We start from the raw sequence: 12,695 nt of genomic DNA, 5'->3' as shown, positions 1-12,695 counted from the left end.
CATGATCAGGACCGCCAGCAGGAGCGCGAGCCAGAGCTGCGGGACCTCCCGAACCGAAGGAAGACCCGCCCCCGTGAGCATCGAGATCAACAACGAGTCGAGCGTCCCCGTCGACGAGGCCGCCCTGCTGCGCCTCGCCGGCTACGCGCTCGACTCGCTCCACGTGCACCCCGACGCCGAGCTCGCGATCGTGCTGGTCGACGAGGGCGCGATGGAGCAGCTGCACGTGCAGTGGATGGACGAGCCGGGGCCGACCGACGTGCTCAGCTTCCCGATGGACGAGCTGCGTCCCGGGACCGAGGACGAGCAGACCCCCGCGGGGCTCCTCGGCGACATCGTGCTCTGCCCGCAGGTCGCGCAGTCCCAGGCCGAGTCGGCCGGCCACTCCGTGCTCGACGAGCTGCAGCTGCTGACCGCCCACGGGCTCCTGCACCTGCTCGGCTTCGATCACGCCGAGCCGGAGGAGGAGCGCGAGATGTTCGGCATCCAGCGCGACATCCTGGTCGGCTTCCACATCAGCGAGCGACGCCGCTAGAGCGCGCCGTGCCCACTCTCCAGCTCCTCATCGCCGCCCTCGCGCTCGTCGCCGTCGGCGGCTGGTTCGCCGCGACCGACGCCGCCCTCGGCGTCCTCTCGCGCAGCGACCTGCTCGACATGGCCCAGCACTCCCGCAGCGCCCGCGCTCTCCGCGCGATCGCGGGCGACATGAGCGCCCACGTCAACGTCGTCAACTTCTCGCGGATCGCGGCCGAGACGACGGCCGCGGTGTTCGTCACCACGGTGCTGGTCGTCGAGGTCCCGCAGCTCTGGCTCGCGCTCCTGCTGGCGGTCCTGATCATGGCGGCGGTCTCGTTCGTCCTGGTCGGCTCCAGCCCCCGCAGCGTCGGGCGCGCCAACGCCCGCGCGGTCCTGTCCACCAGCGCCTCGCTCGTGCACGTGCTCCGGCTCGCGCTGGGTCCGGTCGCGCACGGGCTCGTGGCCCTCGGCAACCGGGTGACCCCGGGGACCGGGCGCTCGGCGGGGTTCTCCTCCGAGGAGCAGCTGCTCAGCATGGTCGACGAGGCGACCGAGCAGGACGTGCTCGAGCAGGACGACCGCGAGCTGATCCACTCGATCTTCGAGTTCAACGACACCTTCGTCCGCGAGGTGATGGTGCCCCGCACCGACATGGTGACGATCGAGGCGACCTCCTCCGTCGGCGCCGGCATGGGGCTCCTGCTGAGCCGCGGCATCTCCCGGCTCCCCGTCATCGGCGACGGCGTCGACGACGTCCTCGGCGTGCTCTACCTGCGCGACGTGGCCCGGCACACCTACGAGCGGCCGGACGACGACGACACGGTCGCCGATCTCGCGCGCCCGGCGCTGTTCGTGCCCGAGTCGAAGAAGGCCGACGAGCTGCTCCGCCAGATGCAGCTCGAGTCCAACCACCTCGCGATGGTGGTCGACGAGTACGGCGGCATCGCGGGCCTGGTGACGCTCGAGGACCTGATCGAGGAGCTCGTCGGCGACATCTCCGACGAGTACGACCGCGAGGTCGACCTCTTCGAGGAGACGGCGCCAGGGGTCTACCGCGTCTCGGCGCGCCTGCCGGTGGACGAGCTCGGCGAGCTGTTCGAGCTCGACCTCGAGGACGACGACGTCGACTCGGTCGGCGGACTGCTGACCAAGGCCTACGGGCGCCTCCCCGAGCGCGGCGCGACGGCGCGGATCGGCGGAGTGCTGCTCGAGGCCGAGCAGGCGGACCCGCGCCGTGGGACCATCTCCACGGTGATCGTCCGCCGCGATCCCGATCTGGACACCGCCGGCGAGCCCGGCACCGGCCCCGTCGCGATCATCGCGGACGGCGGCACCACCACCCCCAGCCCGAGCACGGCTCCCACCCGCGGAGCCACGGGCGATCAGCACGAGGACGCACGATGACCGACACCACTCCCGCCGCCGCTCCCTACCGGGCGGGCTTCGTGTCCTTCGTCGGCCGCCCGAACGTGGGCAAGTCGACGCTCACGAACGCCCTCGTCGGCGAGAAGATCGCCATCACGAGCTCGAAGCCCCAGACCACGCGGCGCGCTATCCGCGGCGTGGTGCACCGCACCGACGGCCAGCTGATCGTCGTCGACACCCCCGGCATCCACCGGCCGCGCACGCTCCTCGGCGAGCGGCTGAACTCGCTCGTCACCTCGACCCTCGGCGACGTCGACGTCATCGGGATGCTGTTCCCGGCGGACGAGCCGATCGGCCCCGGAGACCGCTTCATCAACGAGCAGCTCGACTCCTTCCCGCGCGCCCGGAAGGTCGCGATCGTCTCGAAGGTGGACCTCTCCTCGAAGAAGTCCGTGGCGAAGCAGCTGCTCGCCGTCTCGGAGCTGCGCGAGTGGGACACGATCGTGCCGATCTCGGCCGTGACCGAGGAGCAGCTGGACGTCCTGGCCGTCGAGCTCCTGCGCCTGATGCCCGTCTCGCCCGCCCTCTACCCGGAGGAAGCGGTGACCGACGAGGACCTGTCCTCGCGGATCGCCGAGTTCATCCGCGAGGCCGCCCTCGAGGGCGTCTCGGACGAGCTGCCGCACTCCCTCGCCGTGACGCTCGACGACATGGTCGAGCGCGAGGACGGCTCGCTGATCGACATCTACGCCAACGTCTTCGTGGAGCGCGACAGCCAGAAGGGCATCATCATCGGCAAGGGCGGCCAGCGCCTGCGCGAGGTGGGAGCCGTCTCCCGCGAGCAGATCGAGCGCCTGCTGGGCCGCCGCGTGTTCCTCTCCATCCGGGTGAAGGTCGCCAAGGAGTGGCAGCGCGACCCGAAGCTGCTGGGGCGCCTGGGCTTCTGACGCCGGAGGACGACCGCGGTCACCCTCCAGGACGACGCCCCCGGGCGCGCGGACCCGTAGCGTGGTCCTCATGCGCGCCCTCCTCGACCGACCGGCGGCCCTGCCGATCGCCGGGGCGCTGCTCGCCGCCCTCCATCTGCTGCTCGGGCTCACCGGGGTCACTCCGACCGAGCGGATCGCCGGCGGCCTCGTGCTCGCGCTGGCCCTCGCCGTCGCGGGATTCCTGCCCGCGCTCGCCCCCTCGCTCGTCGCGGTCGGCGCGCTCGCTGACGGAGGCGTCCTGCTCGGCGGCGTCCCCGTCGACGGGGTGCTCGTCGGCCTGGTCGTCCTCTGGCAGACGACCCGCCGGGTGGGCCCCTGGACCCGTGCCCTGGCGCTCGCGGGCGGCCTGATCCTCGCCGGGATCGGCGGCGTCACCGTCGCGCTCGGCCTCTCCGGCCCGCTCGATCCGTCCGGGCTCCCGGCGCGCGTGGAGTTCGTGGTCCTCGCCCTGGTCGCCCTCGCGGTCGCCTCCGTGCTCGGTGCGGCGAAGGTCCTCGTGTACCTCAACGCGCTGCGGGCGCCGGTCCTCGCGGGCGATCGGATCGACGCGCTGCTGACCCGGGTCGCCGGGCCGCAGGACCCCTTCGCGGTGGGGGTCGCCGGTGGTCAGGCGCTGGTGCTCCTCCTCGTCGCCGGCCTCCCGTTCGCCGGGGTGGAGGGCGCGATGCATCTGCTGGTCGCGGGCGTGCTCGCGGTCGCGCTGGTGCTGCACCGGCGGTCCCCGGTCCTCGCCCTCTCGATCGCCTGGGCCGGTGCCGCCCTGCAGATGAGCGCGAGCCTCGCTCCCGGACCCGCGGATCTGGCCATCCTGGCCGTCCTCTTCGGCGCCGGCGCGTCGGAGTCGCGGCGGATGCGGATCGCGGGAGCGGTGTCGGCCGTCCTCGGCGCCGTGGTCGCCGTCGTCTATCTCGTCCTCGTCTTCGACCTCGTCGCGAGCGCCTACGACGGCCTCCTGTCGGCCGGAGCCACCTTCGGCGGGATCCTCGCGACGCTCGGCCTCTCCTGGACCATCGGACTGCTCTCCCGCTCGGTCCGCCGGGCGCGTGAGGGCCAGACCCTGCGCGCGCAGGCCGAGCAGGAGCGCGCCCGGGCGCAGCGCGAGCTCGACACCGTGGAGGAGCGCAACCGGATCGCCCGCGACATGCACGACGTCGTCGCCCACTCCCTCGCCGTCGTGATCGCGCAGGCGGACGGCGCGCGCTACCTCGGCGCCACCAGCCCCGAGCAGACCGACGCCGCGCTGCTGACCATCTCCTCCGTCGCCCGGGACGCCCTCGGCGACGTGCGCGTGCTCCTCGCCCAGCTGCGGCACTCGCAGAGCGACGGCCCGCAGCCCGGCGCGCGCGACCTGCCGGCCCTCCTCGACAGCGTGGGCGGAGCCGGAGCCCCCGTCCGCGCCGAGCTCGCCGTCGACCTGGAGGCGGTGCCGCGCGCCGTCGGTCTGGCCCTGTACCGCATCGCCCAGGAGGCGACCACGAACGCTCTCCGCCACGGCCGCCCGGGCTCGCCGCTCGACATCGCCCTGCGCCAGGACGGCGGCGAGCTCGCCCTCACCGTGCGCAACGCCCGGTGCGCCGACGTCGAGCGCGACTCCCTGCCGGGCGAGGGCCACGGACTGGTCGGCATGCGCGAGCGCGCCGCGCTCGTCGGGGGAGTGCTCGCCGCCGGCCCGGTCGGGGACGACTTCGTCGTCGACGCGCGCCTGCCCTCCTCCCCGTCCCTCGCCCGCACCGCCCTACCCCTCGCCTCCGGAGGCAGCCCCGCATGACCGACACCATCCGCCTCGTCCTCGTCGACGACCAGGCCCTCTTCCGCGCCGGCATCCGCATGCTGCTCGGCTCGCAGCCCGACCTCGAGGTGGTCGGCGAGGCCTCGGACGGGGCGGAGGGCGCGGAGCTGGTCGCGCGGCTGGCCCCCGACGTCGTGCTGATGGACATCCGGATGCCGGGCGTCGACGGGATCGAGTCGACCCGGCGGATCCTCGCGGACGCGCAGGAGCGGCGGGTCGAGCCTCCGCGCATCCTCGTGCTGACCACCTTCGACCTCGACGAGGCCGCCGCGCGCGCCATCCGGGCGGGTGCGAGCGGCTTCCTCCTGAAGGACACGGAGCCCGGCTTCCTCCTCGCCTCCGTCCGCACCGTGCACGCGGGGACCGCCGTGGTCGCCGCCTCCGCGACCCGCGAGCTCTTCGAGCACTTCGGAGCGGCGGGCAGCGGACGCGAGACCCCGCCCGCCTTCGCGACCCTCACCGACCGCGAGCGCGAGATCTTCCACCTGGCCGCGCGGGGGATGAGCAACACCGAGATCGCGCGCGCCGAGTTCCTGAGCGAGGCGACGGTGAAGACGCACATCAGCCGCACCCTCGGCAAGCTCGGCCTGCGCGACCGCGTGCAGCTGGTGGTCTACGCCTACGAGAACGGCCTGGTCTCCTAGAGCGGGACGCCGGGGTGACGCGCCGCGGGGGCGGTGCTACCCTGACCGGGTGCGCTTCGGACAGCTCCTCCTTCTCCGCCGCGACGAGATCTGATCCTCAGGCCATCCTCGTCGCGGAGTCCGTCGTCGGCTGAACCATCCCTCGCCCGCGAGGTCGATCCGCATCCGGATCCCCGCAAGACCGCCCGACCGGCACCGCCCACCAGCGGAGCCGCACGCGAGCGGGATCGGTCACGAGCGAGAACAGACACGTGCGCACCACTGCGCCGGGAGAGCACCTCATGCTGAACAACCAGAAGCCGTCGCCCATGCCGATCGGCAAGTACCGTCCCTTCCACGAGCTGATCGCCGTGGACCTGCCCGACCGCACCTGGCCGTCGAAGCGCATCACGACCGCGCCCCGCTGGTGCGCCGTGGACCTCCGCGACGGCAACCAGGCGCTCATCGACCCGATGAGCCCCGAGCGCAAGCGCATCATGTTCGATCTGCTGGTCCGGATGGGCTACAAGGAGATCGAGGTCGGGTTCCCGAGCGCGAGCCAGACCGACTTCGACTTCGTGCGCAGCCTCATCGAGGAGGGCGCGATCCCCGAGGACGTCACCATCCAGGTGCTGACCCAGGCCCGCGACCACCTGATCGAGCGCACTTACGAGTCGATCCGCGGTGCGCGCCAGGCGATCGTGCACCTCTACAACTCCACGAGCGTGCTGCAGCGCGAGGTCGTGTTCCGCAAGGACCGTCAGGGCATCATCGACATCGCGCTGGCCGGCGCCCGCAAGTGCCGCGAGATGGAGTCGACCGTCCCCGGCACGGCCGTCTACTACGAGTACTCGCCCGAGAGCTACACCGGCACCGAGCTCGACTTCGCCCGCGAGATCTGCGACCGGGTCGTCGAGGTCTTCGAGCCGACTCCCGAGCGCAAGGTCATCCTGAACCTGCCCGCCACCGTCGAGATGGCCACCCCGAACGTCTACGCCGACTCGATCGAGTGGATGAGCCGCAACCTCGCGCAGCGCGAGAACATCGTGCTGTCGCTGCACCCCCACAACGACCGCGGCACGGCCGTGGCGGCGGCCGAGCTGGGCTACCTGGCCGGTGCCGACCGGATCGAGGGCTGCCTCTTCGGCAACGGCGAGCGCACCGGCAACGTCGATCTGGTCGCGCTGGGCGTGAACCTGTTCACCCAGGGGATCGACCCGCAGATCGACTTCAGCGACATGGACGGCATCAAGCGCACCGCCGAGTACTGCAACCAGCTGCCCGTGCCCGAGCGCAGCCCCTGGGCGGGCGACCTGGTCTTCACCGCCTTCAGCGGCTCGCACCAGGACGCCATCAAGAAGGGCTTCGAGGCGATGCAGGCCGAGGCCGAGCGGACCGGCCGCAGCGTCGACGAGCTCACCTGGGCCGTGCCCTACCTGCCGGTGGACCCGAAGGACCTGGGCCGCTCCTACGAGGCGGTCATCCGCGTCAACTCGCAGTCCGGCAAGGGCGGAGTCGCGTACCTGCTGAAGACGGACCACGCGCTCGACCTGCCGCGCCGGCTGCAGATCGAGTTCTCGGGCGTCGTGCAGGCCAAGACCGACGCCGAGGGCGGCGAGGTCACGAGCGAGCAGATCTGGACGGTGTTCCAGGACGAGTACCTGCCCGCGCCCGCCGAGCGCGCCGACGAGAAGTGGGGCCGCTTCGAGCTGCTGCGCACGAACACGTCGAGCGATCTGGGCGGCAGCATCGCGCTGGACGCGGTCCTCCGGGTGGGCGACGAGAGCGTGTCGGCCAGCTCCCGGGGCAACGGCCCGATCAACGCCTTCGAGGCCGTGCTCGAGCAGCAGGGCGTCGAGGTCCGGGTCCTCGACTACGTCGAGCACGCTCTCAGCGCCGGCGGCGACGCACTGGCCGCCTCCTACGTCGAGTGCACGGTGAACGGTCGGACGCTGTGGGGCGTGGGCGTGGACGCCGACATCTCGACGGCCTCGCTCAAGGCCATCGTCTCGGCCGTCAACCGCGCCCTGCGCGAGGAGGTCCCGGTCCGCGAGCTGGCCGGCGCCTCCGCCTGATCGGGCCCGATCCCTGCCGGGGGAGCCGTGACGGGTCGCGGCTCCCTCGGCGTTCCGGTGCGCGGACAGCGCGGAACGCCGCTCCCTGCGGCCGAGTCGGGCGCCGCTAGGTCCGGCGGCGCCAGCGCAGGCGCGGCACGCCGCTGAGCGCGCGCTGCTCCGGCAGGCTCCAGCCGTAGCGGACCGCGAGCAGCCGGATGACCGTGGTCACGCCCACCGCGAGCGGCGCGGCGAAGTCGATCGTCACCCCGAAGCGCAGCGCGAGGACCAGCACGCCCGTGCCCACCGAGGCGGCGACCGCGTAGAGCGAGCCGACGTGCATCAGCGCGATCGGCCGGTTCAGCAGGATGTCGCGGACGACGGATCCGCCGACGGCCGAGACGGTGCCGACGAACACGGCCGGCACCTCCGGCACGCCGAGCGACAGGGCCTTCGTGGTGCCGATCGCGCCGAAGAGCCCGAGGGTCAGCGCGTCGAGGGCGGTGATCGTCCCGTCGACCCGGTTCAGCAGGTGCTGGAGCAGCATCCCGAGCAGGGAGGCGGTCACCGCGACGATCAGGTACGCGTCGGTGTGCAGGGCCACCAGGGGCGTCTGGAGCAGCAGATCGCGGAGCACGCCGCCGCCGAGGCCGGTGGCCGTGCCGATGATCGTGACGCCGAGCAGGTCGATCCGGCGGTCGCGGAACTCGCCCGCGAACATCGCGCCCTGGAGGCAGCCGATGGCGATCGCGAGCAGGTCGGCCCAGGCCGGGATCTCGAAGAGGGAGGCTGCCACCCGGACATCGTTCCACGGCGCGGGCCCTGCTCCGGCCGGGCTGCCAGCCGGGTGTCGGGGGTCGGGGGGATAATCGGAGGATGCCCACCTATCGCGACGAAGCCGTGGTGCTCCGCACGCACAAGCTGGGCGAGGCCGACCGCATCGTGACGCTGCTCTCGCGCAGCCACGGCAAGATCCGCGCGGTGGCGAAGGGCGTGCGCAAGACCGGCTCCAAGTTCGGCTCGCGGCTCGAGCCGTTCATGGTCGCCGACCTCCAGCTCTACGAGGGCCGGAGCCTCGACATCGTCACGCAGGCCGAGTCGCTCGGCGCCTACGGTGCGCTGATCGCCGCCGACTACGACAGCTACACGGCCGCGAGCGCGATGGTCGAGACGGCGGACCGCCTCACCGACGCGGACGCCTCCCTGCAGCAGTACCTGCTGCTCGTCGGGGCCCTGCGATCGCTCTCGAAGCACGAGCACGAGCCGGTGCTGACGCTCGACTCCTACCTCCTGCGGGCGCTCTCGATCGCGGGCTGGGCGCCCAGCTTCGAGGACTGCGCGCGCTGCGGCGCCCCCGGGCCCCACGGCGCGGTCGTGGTGCAGCTCGGAGGCGTCGTCTGCGCCGACTGCACGCCGCCCGGAGCACCGCGGGTCGCTCCGGAGGTCGTGGTCCTGCTGGGTGCGCTGCTCACGGGAGACTGGGCCCACGCCGAGACCACCGAGCCGACCACGCGGTCGCGGGCGAGCGGAGTGGTCGCCGCCTACACGCAGTTCCACCTCGAACGCGGTCTGAGATCCCTGGAGCACGTCACCCGATGAAGCCCTTCACCCACAAGGACGCCGAGCCGTACCGCCCTCTCGACTGGACCGGGATCCACCCGCCCGCGATCCCGCGGAAGGCCGTTCCGGGGCACGTCGCCATCGTGATGGACGGGAACGGCCGCTGGGCGAACTCCCGCGGCCTGACGAGGATCGAGGGGCACAAGCGCGGCGAGACGGCGCTGCTGGACGTCGTGGCCGGAGCGATCCAGATCGGCGTGAAGCACCTCAGTGTCTACGCGTTCTCGACCGAGAACTGGAAGCGCTCGCCCGAGGAGGTGCGCTTCCTGATGGGCTTCAACCGCGACGTGCTGCACCGCCGCCGCGATCAGCTCAACGAGTGGGGCGTGCGCATCCGCTGGGCCGGGCGGAAGCCGCGCCTGTGGGCGTCGGTGATCAACGAGCTGCAGTTCGCCGAGCGGATGACCGCGGACAACGACGTGCTCACCCTCACCATGTGCGTCAACTACGGCGGGCGCACCGAGATCGCCGACGCGGTGCAGCGGCTCGCCGCCGAGGTCCAGGCAGGGCGGCTCAAGCCCTCCGGCATCTCCGAGAAGACGATCGCCCGGGCGCTCTACGTGCCCGAGATGCCGGACGTCGACCTCTTCGTGCGCTCCTCCGGCGAGCAGCGCACCAGCAACTTCCTGCTCTGGCAGAGCGCCTACGCCGAGATGGTGTTCCTCGACCGGCTCTGGCCGGACTTCACGCGGACCGACCTCTGGGACGCGATCGAGCACTACTCCGGCCGCTCCCGCCGCTTCGGCGGCGCGGTCGACGTGCCGGGGGCCTCCTCGTGATCCTGGCCGGGATCGTCGGCTTCGGGCTCGCCGGCAGCGTCTTCCACGGTCCGTTCCTCGCGGCCGACCCGGCTTTCGAGGTCGTCGCCGTCTCCACCCGCGACGCCGGTCGGAGGGCCGCGGCCTCCGCCGCGCATCCGGAGGCCCGGATCGTGCCCGACCTCGACGCGGTGCTCGCCGAGCGGCCGGAGCTGGTCGTGCTCGCCTCGCCGCCGTCGGTGCACCGGGAGCAGGCCGTCCGGGTGCTCGAGGCCGGTGTCGCCGTCGTGATCGACAAGCCCTTCGCACCGAGCGCCGCCGACGCGGATGCGATCATCACCGCCTCCGAGCGGAGCGGTGCGCCCGTCTTCGTCTTCCAGAACCGGCGCTGGGACGCCGATCTGCTCACGCTCCGCCGCCTCCTGGGCGAAGGGGTCCTCGGCGAGGTCCTCCGCTTCGAGTCGACCTTCGAGCGCTGGAGCGCGCCGAAGACGGGCCGGTGGCAGAGCGAGACGGGTCCGGCCGAGGGTGGCGGGATCCTCTTCGATCTCGGCAGCCACCTGGTCGACCAGGCGCTGCTGCTGTTCGGCCCGGCGGTCGTCACGGCGGCCGAGACCCGGACCGTCCATGAGGGCTCCGCGAGCGAGGACGACGCGTTCGTCTCGCTCCTGCATCACAGCGGCGTCCGCTCCCACCTCACCATGAGCCGCGTCGCCCGGGCGACAGGCCCCCGCTTCCGCGTGCTCGGCACCCGCGCCGCCTTCAGCGTCGACGGTCTCGATCCGCAGGAGACCGCGCTCCGCACCGGCGGCGCCAGGCCCGACGACGACGGCTTCGGCGAGGTCGCGCCGGAGGGATGGGGCGTCCTCGTCGACGACTCCGGCGCACACCCCGTGCCGAGCGAGCGGGGACGATACGCCGCGTTCCTCGAGCAGGTCGCGCGGTCGCTCCTGGACGGCGCTCCCTCGCCGGTGAACGTCCGAGAGGCCCGCGAGGTCGTCGCCGTGCTCGAGCAGGCGCACGCCCTCGCCGCCCGCTGACCGGGCCCGCCGCCGACGCGCCCGGTCGCTCCCCGGTCTTGGCGATCCGGCTCCGGAGCGTCATCCTCGAGAGGTGAGCACCGCACTGCCGAACTCCGCCGACCTGCGCGCGCGCTTCGCCGGTGCCCGCGGCTACCACAACGCCTGCACCCTCGGCCTGCCGCCGCGGGAGACCGTCGAGGCGCTGCGGGCGGACCTCGACGGCTGGTCGTCCGGGGAGAGCACGGCCGCCGCCTACGGCGCTGTCGCCGAGCGCGCGCGTGCCTCGTTCGCCGCGATCGCCGGCGTCCCGGTCGACCGTGTCGCGATCGGCTCGCAGACCTCCGCCATGGCCGCCGTGCTCGCCGCCTCGCTGCCCGACGGGGCCCGCGTGCTCTGCGTGGACGGCGACTTCTCCTCCATCGTGTTCCCCTTCCTCGCCCAGGCGCACCGCGGAGTGACCGTGCGCTCCGTCGCGCTCGAGGCGCTGTCCGACTCCGTCGAGGACGGGGACGACCTCGTCGTCTTCTCCGCCGTGCAGTCGAGCAGCGGAGCGCTCGCCGACCTCGACGCCGTCCTCGAGGCGGCCGCGCGCCACGGAGTGCGGACCGCGTGCGACCTCACGCAGGCGGCCGGCGTCCTGCCGGTCGACGCCTCCCGCTTCGACGCGACCCTCACCCACGCCTACAAGTGGCTGTGCTCGCCGCGCGGAGTGGCGTTCCTCACCGTCTCGCCCGACTACGCGGCCGAGCTCGTCCCCGTGCAGGCGGGCTGGTACTCGGGGGAGGACGTGTGGTCGTCCTGCTACGGACCGGCCATGCACCTGGCCGAGAACGCCCGCCGCTTCGACGTCTCGCCGGCCTGGCAGGCGTTCGCCGGCGCCGAGGCGTCGCTCGCCCTGTTCCGCTCGCTCGACCTCGACGCGGTCTGGGCGCACGCCTCCGGCCTCGGCGACCTGCTGTGCGAGCGGCTGGACCGGGAGCCTCAGCACCGGGCGCTCGTGTCCTGGCCGGACGAGGGGGGAGCGGACCTGGAGCTGCTGCAGGCCGCGGGTCTGCGCGTCTCGGGCCGCGGCGGCCGGCTCCGAATCGCCTTCCACCTCTGGAACGACGAGTCCGACGTGGACGAGCTCGTCCGCGTGCTGCGGGAATAGCGGGGCGCCCCCTCCGTTGTCCTGGGGGTGAGTGCTGAGCCGAGCCCCCTGTCCGTCGACGTCTGGTCCGACATCGCCTGCCCCTGGTGCTACATCGGGAAGCGCCGGTTCGAGCGCGGGCTCGAGGCCTTCCGCGCCGCCCACCCCGAGGCTCCGGAGGTCGTCGTGGAGTACCGCAGCTTCGAGCTCTCGCCGGACACGCCGGAGGACTACCGCGGGGGAGAGGCGACGTTCCTCGCCGAGCACAAGGGCATCCCGGAGGCGCAGGCGCAGCAGATGCTCGACTCCGTCACGGCGATCGCGGCGAGCGTCGGCCTCGACTACCACTTCGAGTCGGTGCGCCACGTCAAGACGGTCACCGCCCACCAGGCGCTCCACCACGCCAAGGAGAACGGACTGCAGCTCGAGCTCGTCGAGCGTCTCCTGAGCGCGTACTTCGTCGAGGGCCGCGACCTGGCCGATCCGGAGGTGCTCGCCTCGCTCGCCGGCGAGGTCGGGCTCGACCCGGCGGAGACGCGCCGCGCTCTCGAGGACCGGCGCTACCTCGGGCGGGTGCAGTCCGACATCGCCCAGGCCCGCGAGTACGGGATCTCGGGGGTGCCGTTCTTCGTCCTCGACGGGCGCTTCGGCGTCTCCGGCGCCCAGGAGCCGGCGGCGTTCACCGAGGTCCTCGAGCATGTGCTGGAGCGGCGGGCGGCCGTCGCGTGAGCGGGCCGTTCGAGATGCTGGGCGACTCCGGCGTGCCGCTGTGCGAGGACGGCGTCTGCGCCGTGCCCCCGGCCGAGGAACCGCGGGCCGAGGTGCCGCCG

General features: G+C 72.9%; 12 protein-coding genes. 11 read left to right on the top strand and 1 reads right to left on the bottom strand.

The genetic code is table 11. From position 1 onward, the window contains the following. Positions 1-73 precede the first annotated feature (73 nt). The 6 genes from ybeY to leuA all read left to right on the top strand — a co-directional run bounded on the left by ybeY (position 74) and on the right by leuA (position 7,357). Positions 74-535: an rRNA maturation RNase YbeY gene (gene ybeY, locus C5C10_RS08035; RefSeq protein ID WP_104223424.1), complete on the top strand. Its 462-nt coding sequence runs from the start codon at positions 74-76 to the stop codon at positions 533-535. A gap of 8 nt (positions 536-543) precedes the next feature. Further along, the gene (locus C5C10_RS08030) at positions 544-1,920 is read left to right on the top strand and encodes a hemolysin family protein (RefSeq protein ID WP_104223425.1); all 1,377 of its coding nucleotides are present in this window, start codon (positions 544-546) and stop codon (positions 1,918-1,920) included. Further along, complete coding sequence (gene era / locus C5C10_RS08025) at positions 1,917-2,828, top strand: GTPase Era (protein ID WP_104223426.1); 912 nt, start codon at positions 1,917-1,919, stop codon at positions 2,826-2,828. Before C5C10_RS08030 ends, era begins: the two co-directional genes overlap by 4 nt. Before the next feature lie 70 nt (positions 2,829-2,898). Further along, positions 2,899-4,638 (top strand): sensor histidine kinase, encoded by a 1,740-nt coding sequence (locus C5C10_RS08020; protein ID WP_146082124.1) that lies wholly within the window; start codon positions 2,899-2,901, stop codon positions 4,636-4,638. Beyond that, positions 4,635-5,303 carry a response regulator transcription factor gene (locus tag C5C10_RS08015; protein ID WP_104234459.1) on the top strand — a complete coding sequence of 223 codons (669 nt, stop codon included), beginning with the start codon at positions 4,635-4,637 and terminating at the stop codon, positions 5,301-5,303. The genes C5C10_RS08020 and C5C10_RS08015 overlap by 4 nt, the downstream gene beginning before the upstream one ends. 281 nt (positions 5,304-5,584) lie before the next feature. Further along, positions 5,585-7,357 (top strand): 2-isopropylmalate synthase, encoded by a 1,773-nt coding sequence (gene leuA / locus C5C10_RS08010; protein ID WP_104276824.1) that lies wholly within the window; start codon positions 5,585-5,587, stop codon positions 7,355-7,357. A 106-nt stretch (positions 7,358-7,463) separates the two neighbouring features. Here leuA and C5C10_RS08005 read toward each other — a convergent pair whose 3' ends face one another. Then, positions 7,464-8,132 carry a trimeric intracellular cation channel family protein gene (locus C5C10_RS08005; protein WP_104223430.1) on the bottom strand — a complete coding sequence of 223 codons (669 nt, stop codon included), beginning with the start codon at positions 8,130-8,132 and terminating at the stop codon, positions 7,464-7,466. A gap of 80 nt (positions 8,133-8,212) precedes the next feature. On the opposite strand from C5C10_RS08005, the gene recO reads away from it, so the two are divergent. The 5 genes from recO (at position 8,213) to C5C10_RS07980 (ending at position 12,594) form a co-directional block, all read left to right on the top strand. Further along, positions 8,213-8,935: a DNA repair protein RecO gene (gene recO, locus C5C10_RS08000; protein WP_104223431.1), complete on the top strand. Its 723-nt coding sequence runs from the start codon at positions 8,213-8,215 to the stop codon at positions 8,933-8,935. Further along, complete coding sequence (locus C5C10_RS07995; protein ID WP_104238220.1) at positions 8,932-9,735, top strand: isoprenyl transferase; 804 nt, start codon at positions 8,932-8,934, stop codon at positions 9,733-9,735. Before recO ends, C5C10_RS07995 begins: the two co-directional genes overlap by 4 nt. Beyond that, a complete protein-coding gene (locus tag C5C10_RS07990; protein ID WP_104328972.1) occupies positions 9,732-10,754 on the top strand; it encodes a Gfo/Idh/MocA family oxidoreductase in 1,023 nt (340 codons plus the stop codon). The genes C5C10_RS07995 and C5C10_RS07990 overlap by 4 nt, the downstream gene beginning before the upstream one ends. Positions 10,755-10,827: 73 nt before the next feature. Continuing rightward, entirely contained in the window at positions 10,828-11,886 is a 1,059-nt protein-coding gene (locus tag C5C10_RS07985) for an aminotransferase class V-fold PLP-dependent enzyme (protein WP_104328971.1), read from the top strand. A gap of 27 nt (positions 11,887-11,913) precedes the next feature. Further along, entirely contained in the window at positions 11,914-12,594 is a 681-nt protein-coding gene (locus C5C10_RS07980; RefSeq protein ID WP_104328970.1) for a DsbA family protein, read from the top strand. Positions 12,595-12,695: the final 101 nt, after the last annotated feature.

Origin of the sequence: Rathayibacter sp. AY1A3 (assembly GCF_002930975.1) — a bacterium.
Lineage (GTDB): Bacteria > Actinomycetota > Actinomycetes > Actinomycetales > Microbacteriaceae > Rathayibacter.
The sequence above is the reverse complement of the archived record's forward strand: the minus strand, read 5'-3'. Positions and strand labels throughout refer to the sequence as shown.